Origin of the sequence: Microbacterium sp., from assembly GCF_044508325.1 — a bacterium.
GTDB lineage: Bacteria > Actinomycetota > Actinomycetes > Actinomycetales > Microbacteriaceae > Microbacterium.
In genome coordinates, this window is record NZ_JBIQHX010000030.1 from 1 (window position 1) to 26,719 (window position 26,719).

A 26,719-nucleotide genomic window follows, 5' to 3' on the forward strand; every position below is an offset into this window, starting at 1 on the left:
CGCACAACGCGGTCGAGTACTTCGTCAGCTACTACGACTACTACCAGCCCGAGGCGTACGTGCCGCAGACGGACACCTTCATCGAGAAGGACTCGTCGATCAACGCCGAGGTCGAGCGGCTGCGGCACTCGACCACCAACGCGCTGCTGAGCCGGCGCGACGTCGTGGTGGTGAGCACCGTCTCGTGCATCTACGGTCTCGGGGCGCCCGAGGAGTACCTGCGCGCGATGGTCGCCCTGCAGGTGGGGGAGCGCTACGACCGTGACGCGCTCATCCGCCAGTTCATCGCCATGCAGTACAACCGCAACGACGTCGACTTCTCGCGGGGCAACTTCCGGGTCCGCGGCGACACCATCGAGATCATCCCCGTGTACGAGGAGTACGCGATCCGCATCGAGCTCTTCGGCGATGAGATCGAGGCGCTGTACATGCTGCATCCGCTCACCGGCGACGTCGTGCAGAAGCTCGACTCGGTGCCGATCTTCCCGGCATCCCACTACGTGGCTGCGACCGAGGTCGTCCAGCGGGCGATCGGGACCATCGAGTCGGAGCTGGCCGAGCGGCTGCAGGAGCTGGAGGGGCAGGGAAAGCTCCTCGAGGCGCAGCGTCTGCGGATGCGGACCAGCTTCGACCTCGAGATGCTCCAGCAGCTCGGGTTCTGCTCGGGGATCGAGAACTACTCGCGGCACCTGGACGGACGCGCGCCGGGCGAGCCGCCGCACACGCTCCTGGACTTCTTCCCGGACGACTTCCTGCTCGTGATCGACGAGTCGCATGTGACGGTCCCGCAGGTGGGGGCGATGTACGAGGGGGATGCCTCGCGCAAGCGCACGCTCGTCGAGCACGGCTTCCGCCTGCCGAGTGCGCTGGACAACCGGCCGCTGCGCTGGGACGAGTTCAAGGCTCGCATCGGGCAGACCGTCTACCTCTCGGCCACGCCCGGCCGCTACGAGATGGGCATCGCGGACGGCGTGGTCGAGCAGATCATCCGCCCGACGGGCCTGGTCGATCCGAAGATCGTGGTCAAGCCCTCGAAGGGGCAGATCGACGACCTGCTCGAGGAGATCCGGGTGCGCGCCGAGCGCGACGAACGCGTGCTGGTGACCACCCTCACCAAGAAGATGGCCGAGGAGCTCACGGACTTCCTCGGCGAGCACGGCGTGCGCGTGCGCTACCTGCACTCCGACGTCGACACGCTGCGCCGGGTCGAGCTGCTCACCGAGCTGCGCTCGGGCGTGTACGACGTGCTGGTCGGCATCAACCTGCTGCGAGAGGGCCTCGACCTGCCCGAGGTGTCGCTGGTGGCGATCCTCGACGCCGACAAGGAGGGCTTCCTGCGCTCGGGGACCTCGCTGATCCAGACCATCGGACGAGCCGCGCGGAACGTCTCCGGCGAGGTGCACATGTACGCCGACAGCGTGACCGACTCCATGCGCAGCGCGATCGACGAGACCGAGCGGCGGCGTGAGAAGCAGCTCGAGTACAACCGGATCAACGGCATCGATCCGCAGCCACTGCGCAAGCGCATCGCCGACATCACCGATGCGCTCGCGCGAGAGGGCGCCGACACCGACCGGATGCTGCGCGGAAAGGCCTCGGCGAAGACCAAGTCCGGCCGCGGCAAGTCGCCGACGCCGCAGCTGCGGCGCGAGGGGATCGCCGCCGAGGGCGCCGTGCAGCTCGAGGAGACCATCGCCGATCTCACGGCCCAGATGCTGTCGGCGGCGGAAGAGCTCAAGTTCGAGCTCGCCGCCCGGCTGCGCGACGAGGTGCAGGAGCTCAAGCGTGATCTGCGCGCCATGGAGGTCGCCGGTCACGCCTGACGTCCAGAGATGAGGACTCTCTCATACTCCTAGGCGAACGCACGGGATCTTCCTACGCTCAAGGGACGCGGCACGGCACACCCGCCCGACCCGCGAGCAACGGCAGAGAGGAAACTCCCATGCGCTTCCGGTCACACCGCGACCGCACGTCATCACCCGCACGACGCTTCGCGCTCCTGGGCGCGGCGGCCGCGACCGTCGCCCTCGCGCTGGGCGGCATCGTTCCGGCGAACGCCGCCCCGGGAAACAGCGGGAACAACGGAAACAGTGGAAACGGCAAGGCCAAAGGCACCACGGTCGAGATCAACCTCGTCACCGTCAACGACTTCCACGGCCGCATCGAGGAGAACGGCGCCGCCGCCGGGATCGCGCGGCTGTCGTCGGCGGTGAAATCGATTCGCGCCGAGAACCCGAACACCGTCTTCGCCGCCGCCGGCGATCTGATCGGGGCCTCGACGTTCACGTCGTTCATCCAGCAGGACGAGCCGACCATCGAGGCGCTCAACCTCGCCGGACTCGACGTGAGCTCGGTGGGCAACCACGAGTTCGACCGCGGGTTCGAGGATCTCACCAACCGGGTGATGCCGCTGGCCGACTGGGAGTACCTCGGCGCCAACGTCTACGAGACGGGCACCGATCAGGCGGCGCTTCCGGAGTACTGGATCGAGAAGCTCCACGGCGTCCGCGTCGGATTCGTGGGCGCGGTCACCGACGAGCTGCCGTCGCTGGTCAGCCCGGCAGGCATCGCCGACATCGACGTCGGCAGCCCGGTCGAGGCTGCGAACCGCGTCGCCGACCAGCTCAGCGACGGACGCGCGAACAACGGCGAGGCCGACATCGTGATCCTGCTCGTGCACGAGGGCGCGACCGTAGGGACCGTGGAGTCGGCCACCGACGAGACGACCCGGTTCGGCCAGATCGTCAACAACGCCAACGACAACATCGACGCGATCGTCTCCGGACACACCCACCTTCCGTACAACCTCGTCATCGACGGCCGCCCGGTCATCTCGAGCGGCCAGTACGGCGAGCGGTTCTCGAACATGGTGATCACCTACAACCGCAACACGAAGTCGATCACCTCGATGGAGAACACGATCTACGAGATGGCGGTGCGCGACGACGAGGACGAGATCGTCGGCTACCTGTACGAGCCCGACCCGGCGCTGGTCCCGTTGGTCGCCGATGCGAAGGCCGTCGCGGACGAGCTCGGCAACGTCGAGGTGGGCACGACGACGGCGGCGCTGCAGCGCGCGGTCGCACCGGACGAAGAGGGCGAGATCTCCGAGAACCGCGGAGGCGAGTCGACGCTGGGCAACTTCGTTGCAGACGTGCAGAAGTGGGCGCTCAACGCCGATGGGACGCGCAACGTGCAGATCACCTTCATGAATCCCGGCGGCCTGCGCGCCGACCTGGATGAGGGCGTGGTCACCTACCGCGAGGCCGCGAATGTGCAGCCCTTCGCCAACACCCTCGTGTCGATGACGCTCACCGGCGCGCAGATCATCCAGGTGCTCGAGGAGCAGTGGCAGCCCGCCTCCGCATCGCGGCCGTTCCTCAAGCTCGGCGTCAACAAGGAGCTCCGGTACACCTATGACCCGACGGCGCCGAAGGGTTCGCACATCACCGCCGTGTGGCTGGGCGACGACCTGATCGAACCTGGCGTCGAGTACTCGGTCGGGGTGAACTCGTTCCTCGCGTCCGGCGGCGACAACTTCAGCACGCTCGCCGCCGGCCTGAACAAGGCCGACAGCGGCAAGGTCGACCTGGAGGCCATGGTCGACTGGTTCACCGAGTTCCAGACCGCGACGCCGGATCTCGCCCAGCGCGCGGTCGGGGTCGTGGCACCGGAGACCGCGGCGGCCGGCTCGCAGGTGACCGTGACGCTGTCGTCGCTGGCGTTCTCGCGCGGTGAGCTGCCGGCGGCCGACACCGTCGTGATCTCGCACGATGGCATCCAGCTGGGCACCGGCGCCATCGTCACGGCGTACACGCCGACGACGGACGAGATCGGTCAGGCCACGGTGACCTTCACGGTGCCGGCGGTCAGCGGAGCGACGGAGTTCGACGTCTCGGTCCCGACCACCGGGACGACGAGTTCGTTCACGATGACCGTGACGCCCTAGGACGGGGAGGGGAAACAGGATGCCGCGGGGCCCGCACGGTCCCGCGGCATCCTCGTCTCCGGCCGAGGTGCTTGCACTGAGCCCCGCCGAGGTGCTTGCGCTGAGCCCCGCCGTAGTGCTTGCACTGAGCCCGCCGAAGTGCTTGCGCTGAGCCCGCCGAGGTGCTTGCACTGAGCCCGGGTGCTTGCGCTGAGCCCGGGTGCTTGCGCTGAGCCCGCCGAAGTGTCGCAGGCCCCGCCTAGACTTGTCTGGTGCCCATCATCCCCGTCGCCTCTGCCGGAAAACTCAGTGTCCGGGGCGCCCGTGTGCACAATCTCAAGGACGTCGATCTCGACATCCCGCGCGATTCGCTCGTCGTCTTCACGGGCCTTTCCGGTTCCGGCAAGTCAAGCCTCGCGTTCGACACGATCTTCGCCGAGGGGCAGCGCCGATACGTCGAATCGCTGAGCGCCTACGCCCGCCAGTTCCTCGGTCAGGTCGACCGCCCGGATGTGGATTTCATCGAGGGGCTGTCGCCCGCGGTGAGCATCGACCAGAAGTCCACGAACCGCAACCCACGCTCCACGGTCGGCACGATCACCGAGATCCACGACTACATGCGCCTGCTGTGGGCGCGCATCGGCGTGCCGCACTGCCCCGAGTGCGGCGAGCGGATCCAGCGGCAGACCGTGCAGCAGATCGCCGACCAGCTGATGGACCTCCCCGAGCGCACCCGCTACCAGATCGTGGCGCCGGTGGTCACGCAGAAGAAGGGCGAGTTCGTCGACCTCTTCCGCGAGCTCGGCGCGAAGGGCTACTCGCGCGCGATCGTCGACGGCGAGCTCGTCCAGCTCGCCGACCCGCCGACCCTCAAGAAGAGCTACAAGCACGACATCGCCGTGGTGATCGACCGGCTGGTGGCGGGCCCCGGCATCCTCACCCGCATCACCGACTCCGTCGAGACCGCCCTCGCGCTCGCGGGCGGCATCGTCCAGGTGAACTTCGTGGACGAAGAGGGGGATGCCGCGTGGCAGTCGTTCTCCGAGAAGCTCGCGTGCCCCAACGGGCATCCGCTGCAGCTCACCGAGATCGAGCCGCGCACCTTCTCGTTCAACGCCCCGTTCGGCGCATGCCCGGTCTGCTCGGGCCTCGGCACGCGGATGTCGGTCGACGTCGAGCTCATGCTCGGCGACGAGGAGCTGTCGATCCGCGAAGGGGTCCTGATCCCGTGGACGACGCAGGGGAAGGGCCTGTTCCAGTACTACGAGCGCCTGCTGGAGGGACTCGCTGCCGATCTCGGCTTCTCGCTCGAGACGCCCTGGAAGGATCTGCCCGAGAGCGTGCGCGAGGCGGTGCTGCGCGGCGAGAACTACAAGGTCACGGTGCGGTGGAAGAACCGCTACGGCCGCGAGATGCGCTACGCGTCCGGCTTCGAGGGCGTGGTGCCGTACATCGAGCGCCAGTACATGCAGGCCGAGTCCGACAATCAGCGGCAGCGCTGGTCCGAGTACCTGCGTGAGGTGCCCTGCCCCGCCTGCAACGGCGACCGGCTCAAGCCCGAGGTGCTCGCCGTGCTCGTCCACGGCCACTCCATCGCCGACGCGTCGCGGCTGAGCCTGGGCGAGGCGCACGAGTACTTCGCGAAGCTGAAGCTCACCGAGCGCGAGGCGCAGATCGCGGCGGCGGTGCTGCGCGAGATCCGCGCCCGGCTCGACTTCCTCATCCAGGTCGGCCTCAACTACCTGAGCCTGGGCCGCTCGGCCGGTTCCCTCTCCGGCGGCGAGGCGCAGCGCATCCGGCTGGCCACCCAGATCGGGTCCGGGCTCACCGGCGTGCTGTATGTGCTCGACGAGCCGTCGATCGGCCTCCACCAGCGCGACAACCGCCGCCTGATCGAGACGCTGCTGACCCTGCGCGACCTGGGGAACACGCTCATCGTCGTCGAGCACGACGAGGAGACGATCCACGCCGCCGACTGGATCGTCGACATCGGGCCCCGCGCCGGCGTCGACGGCGGCGGCGTCGTGCACTCGGGGCCCCTGGACGCCCTCCTGACCGAGCGCGCCTCGCTCACCGGCGACTACCTCGCCGGCCGACGCGAGATCCCGGTGCCGGCGAAGCGCCGTCGCATCGACCGGAAGCGACAGGTCACGGTGGTGGGTGCGCGGGAGAACAACCTGAAGGACATCACCGTCGACTTCCCCCTCGGGGTGTTCACGGCGGTGACCGGCGTCAGCGGCTCCGGCAAGTCGTCGCTGGTGAACGGCATCCTGTACGAGGTGCTCGCCACGCGGCTCAACGGCGCCCGCCGGGTCGCCGGCAAGCACACGCGCGTCACGGGCCTCGACAACCTCGACAAGGTCGTGCACGTCGATCAGGCGCCGATCGGCCGCACCCCGCGCTCGAACCCCGCCACGTACACCGGCGTGTTCGACCGCATCCGCTCGCTGTTCGCCGAGACGGCCGAGGCGAAGGCGCGCGGGTACCAGCCGGGGCGCTTCAGCTTCAACGTCAAGGGCGGGCGCTGCGAGGCGTGCTCGGGCGACGGCACGATCAAGATCGAGATGAACTTCCTGCCAGACGTCTACGTGGACTGCGAGGTGTGCCACGGCCAGCGGTACAACCGCGACACGCTCGCGGTGCACTACAAGGGCAAGAACATCGCCGAGGTCCTCGAGATGCCCATCTCGGAGGCGGCCGAGTTCTTCGAGCCCATCCCGGCCATCCACCGGTACCTGAAGACGCTGGTCGACGTCGGACTCGGCTACGTCCGCCTCGGACAGTCGGCGACCACGCTCTCCGGCGGCGAGGCGCAGAGGGTCAAGCTCGCCACCGAGCTGCAGCGGCGCTCCAACGGCCGGTCGATCTACGTGCTCGACGAGCCGACGACAGGACTCCATTTCGAGGATGTCTCGCGCCTCCTGGAGGTGCTCAACGGCCTCGTCGACAAGGGCAACACCGTCATCGTCATCGAGCACAACCTGGATGTCATCAAGTCGGCCGACTGGATCATCGACCTCGGCCCCGAAGGGGGCGCCGGCGGGGGAGAGGTCGTCGCCGTGGGCACTCCGGAGCAGGTCGCGCGCGTGGAGGGCAGCCACACGGGCGCGTTCCTGGCCGAGGTGCTGTCCCTCCGGCAGGCGCAGGGACCGGAACTCGAGCGCAAGGCGGGCTGAGGCGGATGGCGCGCACCGCCCCCACCGTCCCGTACAAGCCGAAGCCGGGCGAGATCCCGACCAACCCGGGGGTGTACCGGTTCCGGGACGCCGACGGCCGGGTCCTGTACGTCGGCAAGGCGAAGAACCTGCGCGCGCGGCTGTCCAACTACTTCGCGCCGCTGCGCACGCTGCACGAGCGCACCCGGCGCATGGTCACCACGGCCGCGTCCGTGGAGTGGACCGTGGTCGCCAGCGACGTCGACGCGCTGCAGCTCGAGTACATGTGGATACAGGAGTTCACCCCTCCGTTCAACGTGCGCTACAAGGACGACAAGTCGTACCCGTTCATGGCGGTCACCCTCGCCGACGAGGCCCCGCGCGTGATCGTCACCCGCAACCGGCGCATCCCGGGGGCGAAGTACTTCGGGCCGTACCCCAAGGTGTGGGCCGTGCACGACACGATCGACCTGATGATCAAGGTCTTCCCGATCCGCACCTGCTCGGATGCGTCGTACCGCAAGGCGATGGCGACCGGGCGCCCCTGCTTCCCCGGACAGATCGGTCGCTGCGGCGGACCCTGCTCGATGACGGTGTCGATCGAGGAGCACCGGGCGATCGTCGACGACTTCGTCGCCTTCATGTCCGGAGGCGACCAGCGCTTCACGCGCGACCTGACCAAGCGCATGCGGGAGGCCGCGGCGGCCATGGACTATGAGGCGGCCGCCGTCTACCGCGACAAGCTCCAGGCCATCGAGGCCGTGCTGAACAAGAGCGCCCTGGTGCTGGCCTCCGACACCGACGCCGACCTGTTCGGGATCGCGGAGGACGAGCTCGCAGCCACCGTGCAGCACTTCGTGATCCGCGGCGGCCGGGTGCGCGGGGTGCGCGCCTCGACGATCGAGAAGGAGATCGACATCTCGGGCGCCGAGCTCGTCGACCAGATCCTCCAGCGCACCTACGGCGGCGCGGCGCCCGCCGACATCCCCCGCACCGTGCTGGTGCCCGACCTCCCCGACGACGCCGCGGAGCTGGAGACCTGGCTGCAGGAGCGACGCGGCCGGCGGGTGTCGATCCAGGTCGCCCAGCGCGGGCGCAAGGCCGAGCTCATGAAGACGGCGAATCTCAACGCGCAGCAGGCGCTCATCCTGCACAAGACACGGCGCTCCAGCGACTACGTGGCGCGCACGCAGGCGCTCACCGACCTGCAGGAGGCGCTGGGGCTGACCGAGGCGCCGCTGCGCATCGAGTGCTTCGACGTCTCGCACCTGAGCGGGACCAACGTGGTCGCCTCGATGGTCGTCTTCGAGGACGGCCTGCCGCGGAAGGACCAGTACCGCTCGTTCGGCATCGCCGAGACGACGGACGACACGGACTCGCTGCGTCAGGTGCTGCGCCGCAGGCTCGCCTATCTCGACGAGGACGAGGATGCCGGGGAGGACACGCGACGCCGGCGCTTCGCCTACCCGCCGCAGCTGCTGGTGGTCGACGGGGGGCGGCCGCAGGTCGAGGCGGCGGCGCGGGCGCTGGCCGACGCCGGCCACGAGGAGATCGCGCTGTGCGGCATCGCCAAGCGGCTCGAAGAGGTGTGGCTGCCGGGGGAGGAGTACCCCGTGATCCTGCCCCGCTCGAGCGAGGCCCTGTACCTCCTGCAGCGACTGCGCGACGAAGCCCACCGGTTCGCCATCACCCATCAGCGCAAGCGCCGCCGCCGCGACATCACCTCCGTGCTCAGCGAGGTCCCGGGACTCGGCGATGTGCGCATCAAGGCGCTGCTGCGCCACTTCGGGTCCGTGTCGGCGCTGCGTCGCGCCACGCCGGAGGAGATCACGCAGCTGCCGGGGATCGGGCCGGCGCTGGCGGCGGCGATCCACGCTCACCTCGCGACGGAACGACCCCCTCGATAGGGTGAGAGCGTCGATGGGGGAACGGTGACGGACGAGGCGCGCAGCAAGGGGGAGGTGCTCATCGTCACCGGCATGTCCGGTGCCGGCCGCTCCACCGCCGCGGACGCCCTGGAGGACCTCGGCTGGTACGTGGTCGACAACCTGCCTCCGCAGATGCTCAAGCCGCTGCTCGACCTCTCGGGGGTGGCCTCGGCGGCCCTGCCGAAGGTGGCCGCGGTGGTGGACGTGCGCGGCGGCGAGATGTTCGCCGACCTGCCCGAGGTGACCCGCAGCCTCCGGGACGCGCGGCAGCTGCGCACCGTCTTCCTGGATGCCTCCGATGACGTGCTGGTGCGGCGGTTCGAAGCGGTGCGCCGGCCCCACCCGCTGCAGGGCGACGGGACGATCCTGGACGGCATCCGCCGCGAGCGCAGCCTCATCGCGCCGGTGCGCGAGAACGCCGATGTCATCATCGACACGAGCGGCTACAACATCCACCAGCTCGCCACCGAGGTCTCCGAGCTGTTCTCCGAGGAGGGGCAGGCCCGGCACACGCTGACCGTGCTCAGCTTCGGCTTCAAGTACGGCGTGCCCCCGGACGCCGACCACGTGGCGGACATGCGCTTCCTGCCCAACCCGTACTGGCGCGACGAGCTGCGCGGCCTGACCGGGGAGGACGAGGACGTGCGCGAGTTCGTCCTCGCACAGCCCGGTGCGCGGGAGTTCATCGACGCCTACGCGGTCGCGCTCCATCCCGTGCTGCAGGGATACCAGCGCGAGAACAAGAGCCACTCGACCGTCGCCATCGGCTGCACCGGCGGCAAGCACCGCTCGGTCGTCACCGCCATCGAGGTCGCCGAGCGCCTCAGCCGTGAGGACGGCGTGGCGGTGCGCGTGCGGCACCGCGATCTCGGCCGCGAGTAGACGTTAAGCTGTCCGTTCGGGCGTGCCCGCAGACCGAGACCGAGGGAGAACAGTGACACTGACCGCCGACGTGAAGGCAGAGCTCGTCGCCGTACGCGTCACACGGGCGACAGCCCGGGTGGCCGAGCTCACGGCGCTGCTGCGATTCTCCGGCGGACTGCACTCGATCGCCGGCCGCGTGGCGGTCGAAGCGGAGGTCGACTCGCCGCGGCTGGCCCGCCGCGCCGTGCGCGACCTCGTCGAGCTCTACGGCGTGCGTCCCGAGGTCAAGGAGGCGCAGGCATCCGCTGCCCGCCAGGGCGATCGCTGGGTCGTCCGCGTCCTCGACGGCGGCGAGACCCTCGCGCGGCAGACCGGGCTGCTCGATCAGCGTCGCCGGCCGGTGCGAGGGCTGCCGAACCGGCTCATCGCGGGCGCACGCGAGGATGCCGCGGCCATCTGGCGCGGGGCGTTCCTCGCCAGCGGATCGCTGAGCGAGCCGGGTCGCTCCGCCGCATTGGAGGTCGCCTGCCCGACGCCGGAGGCGGCCATGGCTCTGGTCGGCGCCGCCCACCGGTTCGGAGTGGGGGCGAAGGCGCGCGAGGTGCGCGGCGCGCCGCGGGTCGTCGTCCGCGACGGCGAGGCGATCCGGGCCACCCTCGCGGCGATGGGCGCCGAGGCGACCGCCGCCGAGTGGGAGCAGCTGCGCCAGCATCGCGAGGTCCGGGCGGGCGTGAACCGGCTCGTCAACTTCGACGACGCCAATCTGCGCCGCTCGGCACAGGCCGCCGTCGCCGCCTGCGCGCGCGTGGAGAGGGCGCTGGAGATCCTCGGCGAGGACACTCCCGATCATCTGCGTCAGGCCGGCGAGCTGCGTCTCGCATTCCGCGACGCCAGTCTCGACGAGCTCGGCCATCACGCCGATCCGCCCCTCACCAAGGACGCCGTCGCCGGACGCATCCGCCGGCTGCTCGCCATGGCCGACAAGCGCGCCGAGCAGGAGGGCATCCCGGGCACCGACGTGGACGTCCCCGTCCCGGACTGAGCACCCGCCTACTTCGCCGCGGGGCGGGAAGCAACCCCGGTCCCGGCGCGTTGTCCGTCACTAGGATGAGAGTCATCCGGGCGGCGCCGCCCAGGCGCGCCCGAAGCAGCCGCGCGACTCGCGGCGCCGACACAGGAAGAAGCGAACATGGCGAAGTACACGCTGCCCGAACTCCCGTACGACTACGCGGCCCTCGAGCCGCACATCAGCGCGAAGATCATGCAGCTGCACCACGACAAGCACCATCAGGCGTATGTCACCGGTGCGAACACCGCGCTGGAACAGCTCGCCGAGGCGCGCGAGAAGGGCGACTTCGCGAACATCAGCAAGCTCGAGAAGGACCTCGCCTTCAACCTCGGCGGCCACGTCAACCACTCCATCTTCTGGACCAACCTCTCGCCGGACGGCGGCGGGCAGCCCGAGGGAGAGCTCAAGGCCGCGATCGACGAGTTCTTCGGCGGCTTCGAGAAGTTCCAGGCGCACTTCACGGCGGCCGCGACCGGCATCCAGGGCTCGGGCTGGGCGGTCCTGAGCTGGGACCCGATCGGCGAGCAGCTCATCATCCAGCAGCTGTTCGACCAGCAGTCGAACACGGCGATGGGAACGATCCCGGTCTTCCAGCTCGACATGTGGGAGCACGCCTTCTACCTCGACTACCTCAACGTGAAGGCCGACTACGTCAAGGCCGTGTGGAACATCGCGAACTGGGCGGACGTCCAGCGGCGGTTCGCCGCAGCCCGAGAGAAGAGCGCGGGCCTGCTGGTACTGTCTTAGCAGCGTGGGCGTCCCGGCGGGACTGGCCCGCCGGGACGCCGTTGTCCGACCGATGAAAACCGCGCAATCGCGCATGACAGCAACAGGGGCACTCCGTGACCGTCAAGATCGGAATCAACGGCTTCGGCCGCATCGGACGCAACTTCCTCCGCGCGGCGATCGCGCAGGGCGCTGACCTGGACCTCGTCGCGGTCAACGACCTCACCGACAACAAGACCCTCGCCCACCTGCTCAAATACGACTCGGTCCTCGGGCCCCTCGACCGGGAGGTCACCTACGACGAGGAGTCGATCACCGTGGGCGGCGACTCCTTCAAGGTGTTCGAGGAGCGCGACCCCGCCAACCTCCCCTGGGGCGAACTGGGCGTCGACATCGTCATCGAGTCGACCGGGCGCTTCACGAACGCCGACGACGCGCGCAAGCACATCACCGGCGGCGCCAAGAAGGTCATCATCTCGGCGCCGGCCAAGGGCGAGGACGCCACGTTCGTCCTGGGCGTGAACGAGCAGGACTACGACCCCGCCACGCACGACATCATCTCCAACGCGTCATGCACCACCAACTGCCTGGCGCCGATGGCGAAGGTGTTCAACGACGCCTTCGGCATCGAGCGCGGCCTCATGACCACCGTCCACGCGTACACGGCGGACCAGAACCTGCAGGACGGCCCGCACCGCGACCTGCGTCGCGCCAGGGCGGCGGCGATCAACATCGTGCCGACCTCGACCGGCGCCGCCAAGGCGATCGGCCTCGTGCTGCCCGAGCTGAAGGGCAAGCTGGACGGATTCGCGCTGCGCGTCCCGGTGCCCACGGGGTCGGCGACCGACCTGACGGTCGAGACGACGCGCGAGCTGACCGTCGACGAGGTCAAGGCGGCGTTCAAGGCCGCCGCCGACGGCCCGCTCAAGGGCCTGCTCAAGTACACCGAGGACGAGATCGTGTCCAGCGACATCGTCACCGACCCGCACTCCTGCATCTTCGACGCCGGGCTCATCCGGATCATCGGCAACCAGGTGAAGCTCGTCGGGTGGTATGACAACGAATGGGGCTACTCGAACCGCCTCGTCGATCTGACCGAGCTGGTCGCCGAGAAGCTCTGACGTCATGGCGCTGCGCACCCTCGACACCCTTCAGGATGCCGTCGGCCCGCTCGCAGGCAGGAGCGTCGTCGTACGCGCCGACTTCAACGTCCCGCTGCAGGACGGCGTCATCACGGACGACGGCCGCATCCGCGCGGCCCTGCCCACGCTGAACCGCCTGATCGACGAGGGGGCGCGCGTGGTCGTGTGCTCCCACCTGGGCCGCCCCGCCGGCGCGCCGGACCCGCAGTACAGCCTGGAGCCGGTCGCCGTGAGACTGGGCGAACTGCTCGGCCGCCCGGTCGCCTTCGCGCGCGACACGGTCGGGTCGTCGGCGCAGGAGACCGCCGCTGCACTCGGGGACGGGGAGGTCGCGGTCCTCGAGAACCTGCGCTTCAACCCGGGCGAGACCGCGAAGGACGCCGCGCAGCGGCGGGAGTTCGCCCAGCAGCTGGCGCGGTTCGGCGAGGCGTTCGTCTCCGACGGCTTCGGCGTGGTGCACCGGAAGCAGGCATCCGTCTACGAGCTCGCCGAGATCCTGCCGTCTGCCGCGGGCCTGCTCATCGAGAAGGAGGTCGACGTCCTCGATCGTCTCACCGAGAACCCGGAGCGCCCGTACACGGTGGTGCTGGGCGGATCGAAGGTCAGCGACAAGCTGGGCGTCATCTCGCACCTGCTTCCCCGGGTGGACCGGCTGTGCATCGGCGGGGGAATGATGTTCACGTTCCTCGAGGCCCAGGGGCACCCGGTCGGGAAGAGCCTGCTCGAACAGGACCAGCTCGAGACGGTGCGCGGGTACATCGCCGAGGCGGCCGAGCGCGGTGTGGAGCTCGTCCTCCCCGCCGACGCGGTCATGGCGTCTGACTTCAGTGCCGACGCCGACCACGTGATCGCGGCCGCCGACAGCCTGGAGGAGACCCCCTTCGGCGGCGCGGGGATCGGGCTGGACATCGGGCCCGAGACGGCGGCGCTTTTCGCCGAGGCGGTCCGCGGCTCACGGACGGTGTTCTGGAACGGCCCGATGGGCGTCTTCGAGCTGGCCCCGTTCGCCGCCGGCACCGAGGCGGTCGCCCAGGCTCTCACCGAGGTCGACGGTCTGAGCGTCGTCGGCGGCGGAGACTCGGCCGCCGCGGTGCGGCAGCTCGGCTTCGACGACGACCGGTTCGGACACATCTCCACCGGCGGCGGTGCGAGCCTGGAGTTCCTGGAAGGCAAGAAGCTCCCCGGGCTGGAGGTCCTCGGATGGCAGTGAAGGGTCGCACCCCGTTCCTCGCGGGCAACTGGAAGATGAACCTGGATCACCTCCAGGCCGTCGCCTTCGTCCAGAAGCTCAACTGGTCGCTGCGCGACGCCGGTCACGACAGGGGCGCCGTCGAAGTGGGGGTCTTCCCGCCCTTCACAGACCTGCGCAGCGTGCAGACCCTCATCGACGCCGATCGCATCGCGTTCTCGCTGGGTGCGCAGGACGTGTCGGTGCACGACTCCGGCGCCTACACGGGCGAGATCTCGGGTCAGTTCCTCGCGAAGCTCCAGGTCGCCTACGTCATCGTCGGGCACTCCGAACGGCGCCAGTACCACGGCGAGACCGACGAGATCGTCGGGCAGAAGGTGCAGGCGTCGCTGCGTCACGGACTTACCCCGGTCATCTGCGTCGGCGAGACCGCGGAAGACCTCGAGGAGCACGGCGCCAGCGCCGTCCCGGTCGCCCAGCTCCAGGCGGCGCTGCAGGGGGTGACGGCGGACGCCGACATCGTCGTCGCCTACGAGCCGGTCTGGGCCATCGGGTCGGGGCAGGCGGCGACGCCGCAGCAGGCGCAGGAGGTCTGCGCGACACTGCGCCAGGTGGTCGCCGAGAAGCTGGGCGCGGATGCCGCCGAGCGCACGCGCATCCTCTACGGCGGATCGGTCAAGGCCGCGAACATCGCGAGTTTCATGCGCGAGCCCGACATCGACGGCGCTCTCGTGGGCGGGGCGAGCATCGTCGTCGACGAGTTCTCGGCCATCATCCGCTATCAGAAGCACGTCGGAGTCTGAGCCCTCGGTATAATCGACACTCGTGCGACCCGCCGGGGTCGTCGTGAAAGGCGTGAGACGTGCCGATTCTGGAGTTCATCCTGCAGGTGCTGCTGGGCATCACCAGCCTCCTGCTGACTCTGCTCATCCTGCTGCACAAAGGGCGGGGCGGCGGACTGTCCGACATGTTCGGCGGAGGGATGACCTCGTCCCTCGGCTCCTCCGGCCTGGCAGAGCGCAACCTGAACCGCTTCACGGTCGTCCTGGCGCTGGCCTGGTTCGTCGCGGTCGTGGCCCTCGGCCTCATCACCAAGTTCCAGGGAGTCTGACATGGCCACTGGCGGCAATGCGATCCGCGGCACCCGCGTGGGCGCCGGTCCGATGGGCGAGCAGGACCACGGGTTCCACGCCGAGCGTGTCGCGATCACCTACTGGGACGCCCTGGGCAACGAGACGGTGCGCTACTTCGCCGCCAACCTCCCCGAGGACGAGATCCCCGAGGTCATCGACCACCCGCACTCGGGGCTTCCCGCCGGTCGCGACAAGGACAACCCGCCCGCTGTGGCCAAGACCGAGCCGTACAAGACGCACCTGGCCTACGTGAAGGAGCGTCGCACGGACGAGGAGGCCGAGGCGCTGCTCGACGACGCGCTGAAGCAGCTGCGGGAACGGCGCGGCCAGGAATAGCCCGGCCACGGCGGGATCAGTCGCGCTCGATGAGCTCGGGAGGCGCCTGCGCCGCGGCGGCTCTGTCCACGAACGCGAACGTCCGGCGCAGCCCCTTCGCGCCCGCGGCCGGCACGCTCGCGTAGCTCGCGCCGGCGAGGATCAGCCCGAGAGCGGATGCCTTGTCGGCGCCGGTCAGGCCCAGCCAGACCCGCTGCGACGAATTGATCACCGGCCGGGTGAGGCTGATCCGCTCCGGCGGCGGCTTCGGCGACTCCCGAACCGGCACGACCGCGGCATCGGTGATGCGGATCTCGGCGCGATCGGGGAACAGGGATGCGATGTGTCCGTCGGGGCCGACCCCGAGCAGGCTGAGGTCGAAGACCGGCCACGGCTGCGTCTCCGAGCCGAACCGGGCGAGCTCGCGGGCGTACGCCTCCGCGGCGGCATCCAGCTCCAGGCCCTGATCGGAGGCAGGCATCTCGTGGATGTTGTCCGCGGGCACCGCGACACGGTCGAGCATCGCCTCACGGGCCTGCAGGGCGTTGCGTTCCGCGTCGGCGCGCGGAACGAAGCGCTCGTCGCTCCACCAGAAGTGCGTGTGCGCCCAGTCGATGTCGGCGCCCTCGGAGTGGGCGGCGGCGGCGCGCAGGCTCGCGATGCCCGTGCTTCCGCCGGTGAGGGAGATGTGCACGGTGCGCCCGCTCGCGGTCCAGCTCTGCAGCTTGCGCACGAGCCGGCGGCCGATCTCGTCGGCGACCTGGGCCGGATCGTCCTTGACGACCACGCGCCTCTCGGTCACCCACTCAGTCGGCGTCGACATCCTTCTCCCGCGTGACAGGCGGACCGAGCAGCTCCCAGCCCTCCGTGATGACTCGACCATACAGCAGGTCGGGGTCCATCCTCCGCAGCTCTTCGGCCAGGCACTCGCGCAGGGTCCGCCGGGGGAAGGAGAGGTCGTGGCTGGGCTGGCCGGGCTGGCTCAGCACGGCGGTGCCCGGCTCGGGGCGGGCGAGGACGATGTCGCCGCCGGGACGGGTGAGCCGCACCGATTTGATCCCGTGCGCCCACTCCCGCGGGTCGAGATGCTCGTACTGCACGGGCACATCGAGCTTCAGCCGCAGCCAGGCCGCCAGCAGCCCGGTCGACGGCGAGTCGGCGGCACCGGCGACCGCGGCGGAGATCACCGGCTCGTACGGCGGCTGATCGAGCACGGCGGCCAGCTGCTCGCGCCACCGCGTCACGCGCGTCCAGGCGAAGTCCGTGTCGCCGGGCGTGTAGTGCGCACCCAGCTGGTGCGCCCAGGCGGCGGGGTCCTCGTGGCGGGAGGCGTCGGTGATGCGGCGCTGCGCGATGCGTCCGATCGCCGACTCGGCCGGCACCGGGGGCGTGTCGGCCGGCCACCAGGCCACCACCGGCGCATCCGGCAGCAGCAGCCCGGTCACCAGGCTCTCCGCGTTCGACGCCGCCGCGCCGAACGCGTGCAGCACGACCACCTCGCTCGCGCCGGCGTCACCGCCGACGCGGATCTCGGCGTCCAGTCGCGGGGCGGTGTCCGCGTCCCGGTCGAGGCGGAGCACGATGACGCGCATCGGGTGCTCGCGGGATGCGTCGTTGGCCGCCTCGATCGCGTCCTCCGGGGTGCCGTACTTCGATGAGATGATGAGGGTGAGCACACGCCCGAGCGCGACCACGCCGCCCTCTTCGCGCACCTGCACGAGAGCCTTGGCGACCTTGCTGACCGTCGTGTCCGGCAGGGAGATGATCACGGGCGCCTCCAGACGCGGCCGTCGCGGGCCAGGAGCGCGTCGGCGGAGTCGGGGCCCCACGACCCGGGGCTGTACTGCTCGAGCGGGCCGCCCTGCCGCGCCCAGAACTGCTCGATCGGGTCGAGGATGCGCCAGGACAGCTCGACCTCCTCGTGCCGGGGGAACAGCGGGGGATCGCCCAGCAGCACGTCGAGGATGAGACGCTCGTACGCCTCAGGACTGGCTTCAGTGAACGCGTGCCCATAGCCGAAGTCCATCGTGACGTCGCGGACGTGCGTGCCCGCACCCGGCACCTTGGAGCCGAACCGGATCGTCACGCCCTCGTCCGGCTGCACGCGGATCACGAGCGCGTTCTGCCCGAGCTCCGAGGTCTGCGTCCGCGAGAACAGGTGCTCCGGCGCCCGCTTGAACACCACGGCGATCTCGGTGACCCTCCTGCCGAGCCGCTTGCCCGTCCGCAGATAGAAGGGGACCCCAGCCCAGCGGCGCGTGGCGATCTCGAGCTTGACGGCGGCGTACGTCTCAGTGGTGGAGTCCGGTGCCATCCCGTCCTCCTCGAGGAAGCCGGGCACCTTCTCGCCGCCCTGCCAGCCACCGGCGTACTGACCGCGGGCGGTGGCCTCGGCGAGATCGTGCGGCAGGCGCACCGCGGCGAGGACCTTCTCCTTCTCGGCCCGCAGGTCGCGTGCGTCCATCGAGATGGGCTCTTCCATGGCGGTGAGGGCGAGCAGCTGCAGCAGGTGGTTCTGGATCACGTCGCGGGCGGCGCCGATGCCGTCGTAATAGCCGGCGCGCCCGCCCACGCCGATGTCCTCGGCCATCGTGATCTGCACGTGGTCGACGTAGTTGCTGTTCCAGATCGGCTCGAACAGCTCGTTCGCGAACCGCAGCGCGAGGATGTTCTGCACCGTCTCCTTGCCGAGGTAGTGGTCGATGCGGAAGATCGAGTCGGCGGGGAACGCCGCGCGCAGGGCGCTGTTGAGCGCACGCGCCGACGTCAGATCGTCGCCGAACGGCTTCTCGATCACCACACGCCGCCAGCGCTCGGGCTGGTCGGCCGTGTCGTCGACCAGACCCGACGCCTTCAGCTGGGTGGTCACGAGGGGGAAGTCCTTCGGCGGGATGGAGAGGTAGAACGCGTGGTTGCCCATCGTGCCGCGCTCGGTGTCGAGCCGTTCCACGGTGTCGCGGAGGCGGCGGAAGGCGTCGTCGTCGCCGAACTCGCCGGAGACGAAGCGGATGCCCTGCAGCAGCTGCTCCCAGGTCTCCTCGCGGTACTCGGTGCGCGCGTACTGCCTGACGGCGTCGTGGACGACCTCGGCGAAGTCCTGATCCGCCCAGTCGCGGCGGGCGAACCCGACCAGGGCGAAGCCGGGCGGCAGCAGACCGCGGTTGGCCAGGTCGTAGACCGCGGGCATGAGCTTCTTGCGCGAGAGGTCGCCGGTGACGCCGAAGATCACGAGGGCGCTCGGCCCGGCGATGCGGCTGAGGCGGCGATCGTCCGCATCGCGCAGAGGGTTGTGTCCGCGCGAGATGTCGACGGTCATGGACGACGGACTCCTACTGGGCTGCTTCGAACAGCGTCAGGACCTCGGGCTGCGGGTCGGTGAGGGTCAGTGTGACGACAGGGCGTCCGCGACCGGCGAGCACCGCGGCATCCCCGGCCGCCTGCGCCTGGATGAGCTGACCGAACGTGTACGGCCGGCCGGGGATCTCCAGGTCGACGTCGCTGCGCTCGAGGATCTGCAGGAAGACGCCGTTCTGCGCGCCGCCCTTGTGGTACTGCCCGGTCGAGTGCAGGAACCGAGGGCCCCAGCCGAAGGTCGTGGGCCGCCCGGAGTCCGCCGCGACCATCTCCCGCAGCCCGCGCAGCTGGGGCAGGGCGAGGCGGTCGACGTATGCCTGGATCGATACGTATCCGTCTTCCGGTATGCGGGCCCACAGCGCGTCGAGCACGCCCTCGAGCGTGCCCGACGCGGCCAGCGCGGGGTCGGAGACGCGCACCTCGACGCCCTCGACCGCGAACGCGGGAGGTGCGGGCTCGGGACGCTCGTCGAGCAGGCCGCGCGCGGCCGCCTTGGCCGCCTCGACGTCGGGCTGGTCGAACGGGTTGATCCCGAGCATCCGCCCCGCCACGGCGGTGGCGTACTCCCACACGATGAACTGCGCGCCCAGCGTGCCGCTGATGAGCACCTCGCCCTCGTGCTGCTCGAACATGCCGGGGTCGCCGGCCTCGTCGACGAAGCGGACGAGCTGGAGATCGGCAGGGGGCTGCTCGACCTCGGGGGAGACGGGCAGGAGCACGACGGGCAGGATGCCGGTGCCGTCCTTTCCGGTCGACTCCGCGATCAGCTGCTCGATCCAGTCGGGCAGACCCACGATGTGGGTGCCGTCGGTGATGAGCCCCAGCTTGTCGCGTCGCGGCTCGCCTCCCGCGATCGCGGCGGCGAGCACCAGAGCCGGGTTCTCGGGGCTGTCGATCGCCACCTCCAGCAGCGTGGCCTCGGCCTCGTCGAGCAGTTCGCCGATGGGCGCGCCGGCGAGGCCCGCGGGCACAAGGCCGAACGCGGTGAGCGCCGAGTAGCGGCCGCCCACGTTCGGGTCTGCCGTGAACACCCGGTAGCCGGCCTCGTGCGCCGACGCCTCCAGGGGAGAGCCCGGGTCGGTGACGACGACGATGTGCTCGGCCGGGTCGATGCCCAGGTCGCGCCAGGCCGCCTCGAAGGTGCGCCGGGCGGAGTCGGTCTCGGCGGTGGATCCGGACTTCGACGACACCACGAGGACCGTGCGCTCCAGGCCCTCGTCGAGTGCCGCCAGCACCTGACCGGGGGCGGTCGAGTCCAGGATCGTGAGCTCCACGCCCGCCGTCGCAGCGATCACCTCGGGGGCGAGCGACGAGCCGCCCATCCCGGCGAGGACGACGTTGGTGATCCCGCGCGCGTGGAGGTCTGCGCGCAGCTTCTCGATCTCGGGGACCAGCGGACGGGAGACGGAGACCGCCTGGACCCAGCCGAGTCGCTTGGCGGCCTCCGATTCGGCGGCGGGGCCCCACAGGGTGGGGTCGCCCGCGGTGATGCCCGAGGCGACGAGGTCGGCCGTGAGCGTGGGCAGCGTCTCCTCGACGACCGCCTTGACGCGCCCCGAGACGCGGATCTCGAAGCTCATCGGACCGTCTCGCCCGCTTCGGCGAGGGCACGCGAGACCGTCTCCTGCAGCTCGTGCCACGACGCGATGAACTTGTCCACGCCCTCGTCCTCGAGCAGCTGCGTGACGTCGGCGAAGTCGACGCCCACCTCGGCCAGCTCGGCGAAGACGCGGTGGGCGTCGGCGTAGGCGCCGGTGACCGTGTCGCCGGTGATCTCGGCGTGGTCGAAGGTCGCCGTGAGCGTCTTCTCCGGCATCGTGTTGACCGTTCCCGGTGCCACCAGCTCGGTGACGTACATGGTGTCGGGGTAGGCCGGGTCCTTGACGCCGGTGGATGCCCACAGCGGGCGCTGCGGGTTGGCGCCGGCGGCGACGAGCGCGGCGGCCCGCTCGCCGCGGAAGGTCTTCTCGTACAGCTCATAGGCGAGCCGGGCGTTGGCCACTCCGGCCTTGCCGCGCAGCTTCGCCGCCTCAGGCCGGCCGTCCGCATCGAGCCGCTTGTCCACCTCGGTGTCCACGCGCGACACGAAGAAGGAGGCCACGGAGTGCAGTGTCGAGATGTCGTGCCCGGCCGCCTGCGCCTGCTCGATCCCGTCCAGGAACGCGTCGATGACCTCCGCGTAGCGGTCGAGGCTGAAGATGAGCGTGACGTTGACGCAGATTCCGGCCGCGAGCGTCCGGGTGATGGCGGGGAGCCCGGCCCGGGTGGCCGGGATCTTGATATGGATGTTGGGCCGGTCGACCGCCGCCCACAGCTCCTTCGCCTGCGCCACCGTGGCCTCGGTGTCGTGGGCGAGGTCGGGGGAGACCTCGATGGACACCCTGCCGTCGACCCCGCCGGTGGCCTCGAACACAGGCCGCAGGATGTCGGCCGCATCCCGGACGTCGTCGGTGGTCATCTCGAAGATCGCCTCGTCGACGCTCGCCCCACGTTCGGCGAGTGCGGCGATCTGCGGGTCGTACAGATGGTCGTCCGGCCCGCCGATCGCGTTCTGGAAGATCGTGGGGTTCGTCGTCACACCGCTGACCTTGTGCGTCGTGATGAGCTCGGCGAGGCTTCCGGAGTCGATGCGGCTGCGTGACAGGTCGTCGAGCCAGATGCTGACTCCCGCCGCCGTGAGCTGCTCGGTGTTGGTGCTCATGCGTTCTCCTTGAGGGTTTCGTGCGCGGCGGCGACCACGGCGTCCGCCGTGATCCCGAACTTCTCGAAGAGCGTCTTCCAGTCGGCGGACGCGCCGAAGTGCTCGATCGAGACGCTGCGGCCCCGATCCCCGACGATTCCGCGCCACGGCATCGCCAGCCCGGCTTCCACGGACACCCGCGCGGTCATGTCGCCGGGCAGCACGCTCTCCCGGTAGGCGGCGTCCTGCTCGGCGAACCACTCCAGGCACGGGGCCGACACCACCCGGGCGTTGATCCCTTCCGTCTTGAGCGTCTCGCGCGCAGCGAGGGCGAGCTGCACCTCGGAGCCGGTGGCGACGATGATCACGTCCGGGCTCCCGCCGGGCGCCTCGGCCAGGATGTACGCGCCCTTGGCGGTGTGCGCCGCCGAGGCCAGCACATCGCCCGAGGCCTCACCGTCGCCGCGCTCGAACACCGGGATGTTCTGGCGCGTGAGGGCGATCCCGGCGGGGCCGCCGCGCCGGCGGAGGATCTCCAGCCAGGCGTGCGCCACCTCGTTCGCATCGCCGGGGCGCACCACGCTCAGCTGGGGGATCGCGCGCAGCGCGGTCAGCTGCTCGATGGGCTGGTGCGTGGGCCCGTCCTCGCCGAGCGCGACCGAGTCGTGCGTCCACACGTACACCGAGGGGATGTCCATGAGGGCCGCCAGGCGCACTGCGGGGCGCATGTAGTCGCTGAAGATGAGGAACGTCCCCCCGTAGGCCCGGGTCGGCCCGTGCAGCACGATGCCGTTGACGATCGCGGCCATGGCATGCTCGCGGATGCCGAAGTGCAGGACGCGCCCGTACGGCTCGCCCGACCATTCGTGCGTCGACCACTCGGCGGGGTTGAACGACTTGGCATCCTTGATCGTCGTGAGGTTCGACTCGGCGAGGTCGGCCGATCCGCCCCACAGCTCAGGCATGACCGCAGCGAGCGCATTGAGCACCACGCCGGATGCCGCGCGGGTGGACACGTCCTTGCCCGCCTCGAACGACGGGAGTGCGGACTCGACGCCATCGGGCAGTTCGCCGGCCAGCAGGCGATCCAGCAGCGCCTTTCGCTCGGGATTGGCCTGTGCCCAGGCGTCGAAGCCCTCGCGCCATGCCGCCTCCTCGGCGGCGCCGCGCTCGAGGAGCTTCCGGGTGTGGGCGAGGATGTCGTCGTCGACGACGAAGTGCTGGTCGGGGTCGAACCCGAGCACCTTCTTCGTGGCGGCCAGCTCATCCGCGCCGAGCGCCGAGCCGTGGATCTTCCCGGTGTTCTGCTTGCCCGGCGAGGGCCAGCCGATGATCGTCTTCAGGATGATGATCGACGGCCGGTCGGTCTCGGCCTTGGCCGCCTCGATCGCCGCGTACAGCTCTTCGACGTCCTCGACGTACTGGCCGGTGCGCTTCCAGTCGACCGTCTGCACGTGCCAGCCGTAGGCCTCGTAGCGCTTCGCGACATCCTCGGTGAACGCCACATCGGTGTCGTCCTCGATGGAGATCTGGTTCGAGTCGTAGATGACCACCAGGTTGCCCAGCTGCTGGTGCCCGGCCAGGCTCGACGCCTCGGAGGTGATGCCCTCCTGCAGGTCGCCGTCGGAGGCGATCACGTAGACGAAGTGATCGAACGGGCTCGTGCCGGGTGCGGCATCCGGGTCGAAGAGCCCCCGCTCGTACCGCGCGGCGTACGCGAAGCCGACCGCGGACGACAGGCCCTGCCCGAGCGGTCCGGTCGTGATCTCCACGCCCTTGGTGTGCCCGTACTCGGGATGCCCCGGCGTGAGCGAGCCCCAGGTGCGCAGGGCCTCGAGGTCGTCGAGTTCGAGCCCGAACCCGCCGTAGTACAGCTGGATGTACTGCGTGAGCGAGGAGTGCCCCGCCGAGAGGATGAAGCGGTCGCGCCCGAGCCAGTGCGGGTCGGCGGGGTTGTGCCGCATGACGCGCTGGTACAGCAGGTACGCGGCGGGGGCGAGGCTCATCGCGGTGCCGGGATGCCCGTTGCCCACCTTCTCGACGGCATCGGCCGCCAGCACCCGGGCGGTGTCCACGGCCCGCCTGTCGATCTCTTCCCAACGCAGTTCCGACACCCGGCAGCCTTTCTCGAGGGGAGACGCCTGGATTCGGCCGGTCCGGCGCCGCGCCCGGACGGACGGGCAGCGGGATCGGCGCACAGCGCCCGTGCGGTTTCAGCATAGCGAAGCGTCGCCCGCGCAGGGCCCCGGGGCGGGGCGGTCGGTGCCGCCGCGCCGCGGGCGGTGTCATAGACTGAGGTGATCGTGCACGAGGCGACGGCGGAGGCGATGGAAGACATCAGAACGGCGCGGGCCGAGGCCGCCGCACCCACCCGGCGCGCACAGCTGGGCCGCACGGTGCGCGCGTACATCGCGCTGACCAAGCCCCGGGTGCTCGAACTGCTGCTGGTGACGACCGTGCCGGTGATGATCCTCGCCCAGGGCGGCTTCCCGAACCTGTGGCTCGTGCTCGCCACGGTCATCGGCGGATCGCTGAGCGCCGGCTCGGCCGCGGCGTTCAACATGTACCTCGACCGTGACATCGACGCGCACATGCAGCGCACGGTGAACCGGCCGCTGGTGACCGGCGAGGTCACCCCGCGCGCCGCACTGGTCTTCGCCTGGGTCCTGGCGGTCGCCTCGACGCTCTGGCTGCTGCTCACCACGAATTGGGTGGCCGCGGCGCTCTCGGCGTTCGCGATCTTCTTCTACGTCGTCATCTACACGATGGTGCTCAAGCGCCGCACCGAGCAGAACATCGTCTGGGGCGGCATCGCCGGCTGCTTCCCGGTGCTCATCGGCTGGACGGCGGTCACCGGATCTCTGGCGTGGCCGCCGGTCATCCTGTTCGTGCTCGTCTTCCTCTGGACGCCGCCGCACTACTGGCCGCTGTCGATGAAGTACCGCGACGACTACGACGACGTCGACGTGCCGATGCTGGGGGCGACCCGCAACGGACCGCAGGTGGGCCTGCAGGTGATCCTTTACGCGTGGGCCACCGTCGTGTGCTCGCTGCTGCTGATCCCGGTCGGTCACATGGGGCTCGTGTACACCGTGTCGGCCCTCGTGTTCGGCGGGTGGTTCATCTACGAGTCGCACCGGCTGTACAACCGTGCCGTCCGCGGCACGACGCCCGCGCCGATGCGGGTGTTCCACGCCTCGATCAGCTACCTGACGCTGCTGTTCCTCGCCATCGCCGTCGACCCGCTGCTCCCCTTCTGATCCGGCTCCGGCGCGGCGGCCGGCACCGACAGGTGCATGACGACGGCGGTCATCGCCGCCAGCAGCAGCATCGCGAGCACCATGTGGATGTTCACGAGCACGATCGGCAGCCCCGTGCGGGCCTGCCACAGCCCCACGGCGATCTGCACGAGCTCGACACCCAGCAGGGCCGCGGTCCACTGCGGCAGGCGCGACGTCGCGCGCAGGCGCCAGGAGCCGATCAGGAGGACGAGCGTGCAGGCGAACAGCGCGTAGGAGGGCCAGGCGTGGATGTGCTGCATGAGCTCGGGGTTGAGTCCGTTGCGCGCCGCGCCGCCGTCGCCCGCATGCGGACCTGATCCGGTCACCAGGACGCCGACGACCACCGTGACCGCCACCAGCGCCGCGGCGATCCAGGTGACCGCGACGTACCAGCGCGGCGCCACGACCCGCCGCGGCCCCGCGACCGTGTAGACGCGGGCCACGAGCATGGCGGCGAAGACGACGAGCACTCCCGAGGCGAGGTAGTGCAGCCCCACCACATACGGATTGAGCCTGGTGAGCACGGTGATGCCGCCGATGACGGCCTGCAGCGGAACGTAGAGGCCGATCGCCAGGGCGAGCCAGAACAGCTCGGGCCGCGTGCGCCGCATCCGGATGACGAACAGGAACATGACGATCGCGACCGCCGCGAGCACGAAGGTGAGCGTGCGGTTGCCGAACTCGATGATCGGGTGGATGCCCTCCATCTCCGGGGTGGGCACGAACGAGCCCTCGGTGCACTGCGGCCAGGTCGGACACCCCAGACCCGAGCCGGTGAGACGCACCAGGCCCCCGGTCCCGACGATCCCGACCTGCACGACCAGCGTCGCCCAGGCGAAGAACCGCACGCGGCCGTCCACCCGATCGGGCAGCCACTCCCAGACGCGTCGCCAGAAGCCGGGTCGGACGGGAGTCGCGGTGTCCGCGGGCATGCGTGTCGCCTCCAGGAGGGTCCCGCTGCGGGACCGGCTCGGTGCGCGAGCCGCCCGTCGGCACGGTGGACCCTGTAGAATCAAGGGGTCGGGATCGGGCGCATCGGATGATCCGCCTGCCGACAGTTTAGGCGGCGCGCAAGGCCCGCCCCGAGCCGGACCCAGAAGCGACAGACCGCCCGCGGTACTCCACGCGGGATACGGAATGCCGGGACGGATGACACCGTTGGGTCCAGAGGAGGAACGATTCCATGTCGGATGTGCTCATCGAACGCCCCGAGCTCGACGGTCTGGGGGTGTACGAGTTCGGATGGCACGATCCCGACGCCGCCGGCGCCAGCGCGCGACGCGGACTGAGCGAGGCCGTCGTCCGTGACATCTCGGCCCTGAAGGCCGAGCCGGAATGGATGCTGAAGAACCGGCTCAAGGGGCTGAAGCTGTTCGAGCGCAAGCCCATGCCGACCTGGGGCGCCGATCTGAGCGAGATCGACTTCGACCACATCAAGTACTTCGTCCGCTCGACCGAGAAGCAGGCCGGCTCCTGGGAGGAGCTGCCCGAGGACATCCGCAACACCTACGAGCGACTCGGCATCCCCGAAGCCGAGCGTCAGCGCCTGGTCGCCGGTGTCGCCGCCCAGTACGAGTCCGAGGTGGTGTACCACCAGATCCGCGACGACCTCGAGAAGCAGGGCGTCATCTTCCTGGACACCGACACGGCGCTCAAGGAGCACCCCGAGTTCTTCGAGGAGTACTTCGGCACGGTGATCCCGGCCGGGGACAACAAGTTCGCCGCTCTGAACACCGCGGTGTGGTCGGGCGGCTCGTTCGTATACGTGCCTCCGGGCGTCCACGTCGAGATCCCGCTGCAGGCGTACTTCCGCATCAACACCGAGAACATGGGCCAGTTCGAGCGGACGCTCATCATCGCCGACGAGGGCTCGTACGTCCACTACATCGAGGGCTGCACGGCGCCGATCTACAAGAGCGACTCGCTGCACTCCGCCGTCGTGGAGATCATCGTCA

Annotated in this window: 21 protein-coding genes; 14 read left to right on the forward strand and 7 right to left on the reverse strand. The window is 70.0% G+C overall.

Annotation, left to right across the window (positions count from 1 at the left end):
• The 12 genes from uvrB to ACIWQI_RS15180 form a co-directional block, all read left to right on the forward strand.
• Nucleotides 1-1,823, forward strand: a 1,823-nt coding sequence (gene uvrB, locus ACIWQI_RS15125) for an excinuclease ABC subunit UvrB (RefSeq protein ID WP_396658666.1), incomplete at its 5' end; no start/stop codon positions are given.
• Nucleotides 1,824-1,942: 119 nt separating this feature from the next.
• The gene (locus ACIWQI_RS15130) at nt 1,943-3,949 is read left to right on the forward strand and encodes a bifunctional metallophosphatase/5'-nucleotidase (RefSeq protein WP_396658668.1); all 2,007 of its coding nucleotides are present in this window, start codon (nt 1,943-1,945) and stop codon (nt 3,947-3,949) included.
• Nucleotides 3,950-4,200: 251 nt separating this feature from the next.
• Entirely contained in the window at nt 4,201-7,104 is a 2,904-nt protein-coding gene (gene uvrA, locus ACIWQI_RS15135; protein ID WP_396658670.1) for an excinuclease ABC subunit UvrA, read from the forward strand.
• 5 nt (nt 7,105-7,109) lie between these two features.
• Nucleotides 7,110-8,990 carry an excinuclease ABC subunit UvrC gene (uvrC, locus tag ACIWQI_RS15140; protein WP_396658672.1) on the forward strand — a complete coding sequence of 627 codons (1,881 nt, stop codon included), beginning with the start codon at nt 7,110-7,112 and terminating at the stop codon, nt 8,988-8,990.
• 24 nt (nt 8,991-9,014) lie between these two features.
• On the forward strand, nt 9,015-9,893 hold the full coding sequence (gene rapZ, locus ACIWQI_RS15145) for an RNase adapter RapZ (RefSeq protein WP_396658674.1): 879 nt from the start codon (nt 9,015-9,017) through the stop codon (nt 9,891-9,893).
• Between the two features lie 52 nt (nt 9,894-9,945).
• Nucleotides 9,946-10,917, forward strand: a complete 972-nt coding sequence (gene whiA / locus ACIWQI_RS15150; protein WP_396658676.1) for a DNA-binding protein WhiA — start codon at nt 9,946-9,948, stop codon at nt 10,915-10,917.
• A 147-nt stretch (nt 10,918-11,064) separates the two neighbouring features.
• Entirely contained in the window at nt 11,065-11,691 is a 627-nt protein-coding gene (locus ACIWQI_RS15155; protein WP_396658678.1) for a superoxide dismutase, read from the forward strand.
• Between the two features lie 95 nt (nt 11,692-11,786).
• Complete coding sequence (gene gap, locus ACIWQI_RS15160; protein WP_396658680.1) at nt 11,787-12,791, forward strand: type I glyceraldehyde-3-phosphate dehydrogenase; 1,005 nt, start codon at nt 11,787-11,789, stop codon at nt 12,789-12,791.
• Between the two features lie 4 nt (nt 12,792-12,795).
• On the forward strand, nt 12,796-14,022 hold the full coding sequence (locus ACIWQI_RS15165) for a phosphoglycerate kinase (protein WP_396658681.1): 1,227 nt from the start codon (nt 12,796-12,798) through the stop codon (nt 14,020-14,022).
• Nucleotides 14,013-14,804, forward strand: coding sequence for a triose-phosphate isomerase (gene tpiA, locus ACIWQI_RS15170; protein WP_396658683.1), 792 nt, complete (start codon nt 14,013-14,015; stop codon nt 14,802-14,804). Before ACIWQI_RS15165 ends, tpiA begins: the two co-directional genes overlap by 10 nt.
• Before the next feature lie 59 nt (nt 14,805-14,863).
• Nucleotides 14,864-15,112: a preprotein translocase subunit SecG gene (gene secG / locus ACIWQI_RS15175; RefSeq protein WP_396658685.1), complete on the forward strand. Its 249-nt coding sequence runs from the start codon at nt 14,864-14,866 to the stop codon at nt 15,110-15,112.
• A gap of 1 nt (nt 15,113) precedes the next feature.
• Complete coding sequence (locus ACIWQI_RS15180) at nt 15,114-15,470, forward strand: RNA polymerase-binding protein RbpA (protein ID WP_396658687.1); 357 nt, start codon at nt 15,114-15,116, stop codon at nt 15,468-15,470.
• A 16-nt stretch (nt 15,471-15,486) separates the two neighbouring features.
• Here ACIWQI_RS15180 and pgl read toward each other — a convergent pair whose 3' ends face one another.
• From pgl to tkt, 6 genes are read right to left on the reverse strand one after another with little or no spacing between them, the layout of a single operon-like run.
• Nucleotides 15,487-16,272, reverse strand: a complete 786-nt coding sequence (pgl, locus tag ACIWQI_RS15185) for a 6-phosphogluconolactonase (protein ID WP_396658689.1) — start codon at nt 16,270-16,272, stop codon at nt 15,487-15,489.
• On the reverse strand, nt 16,256-17,218 hold the full coding sequence (locus ACIWQI_RS15190) for a glucose-6-phosphate dehydrogenase assembly protein OpcA (protein ID WP_396658691.1): 963 nt from the start codon (nt 17,216-17,218) through the stop codon (nt 16,256-16,258). Before ACIWQI_RS15190 ends, pgl begins: the two co-directional genes overlap by 17 nt.
• Nucleotides 17,215-18,765 (reverse strand): glucose-6-phosphate dehydrogenase, encoded by a 1,551-nt coding sequence (gene zwf / locus ACIWQI_RS15195; protein WP_396658692.1) that lies wholly within the window; start codon nt 18,763-18,765, stop codon nt 17,215-17,217. The genes ACIWQI_RS15190 and zwf overlap by 4 nt, the downstream gene beginning before the upstream one ends.
• A gap of 13 nt (nt 18,766-18,778) precedes the next feature.
• A complete protein-coding gene (locus tag ACIWQI_RS15200) occupies nt 18,779-20,383 on the reverse strand; it encodes a glucose-6-phosphate isomerase (RefSeq protein WP_396658693.1) in 1,605 nt (534 codons plus the stop codon).
• Nucleotides 20,380-21,504 carry a transaldolase gene (gene tal / locus ACIWQI_RS15205; RefSeq protein WP_396658695.1) on the reverse strand — a complete coding sequence of 375 codons (1,125 nt, stop codon included), beginning with the start codon at nt 21,502-21,504 and terminating at the stop codon, nt 20,380-20,382. Before tal ends, ACIWQI_RS15200 begins: the two co-directional genes overlap by 4 nt.
• Nucleotides 21,501-23,597 carry a transketolase gene (gene tkt / locus ACIWQI_RS15210; RefSeq protein ID WP_396658696.1) on the reverse strand — a complete coding sequence of 699 codons (2,097 nt, stop codon included), beginning with the start codon at nt 23,595-23,597 and terminating at the stop codon, nt 21,501-21,503. Before tkt ends, tal begins: the two co-directional genes overlap by 4 nt.
• 213 nt (nt 23,598-23,810) lie before the next feature.
• On the opposite strand from tkt, the gene ACIWQI_RS15215 reads away from it, so the two are divergent.
• On the forward strand, nt 23,811-24,743 hold the full coding sequence (locus ACIWQI_RS15215) for a heme o synthase (RefSeq protein WP_396658702.1): 933 nt from the start codon (nt 23,811-23,813) through the stop codon (nt 24,741-24,743).
• On the opposite strand, the gene ACIWQI_RS15220 is transcribed toward ACIWQI_RS15215, so the two are convergent.
• Nucleotides 24,689-25,696 (reverse strand): heme A synthase, encoded by a 1,008-nt coding sequence (locus ACIWQI_RS15220; protein ID WP_396658698.1) that lies wholly within the window; start codon nt 25,694-25,696, stop codon nt 24,689-24,691. The two genes, ACIWQI_RS15215 and ACIWQI_RS15220, sit on opposite strands and share 55 nt — an antisense overlap.
• 251 nt (nt 25,697-25,947) lie before the next feature.
• On the opposite strand from ACIWQI_RS15220, the gene sufB reads away from it, so the two are divergent.
• The coding region (gene sufB, locus ACIWQI_RS15225; protein WP_396658700.1) for a Fe-S cluster assembly protein SufB at nt 25,948-26,719 on the forward strand (772 nt) is incomplete at its 3' end.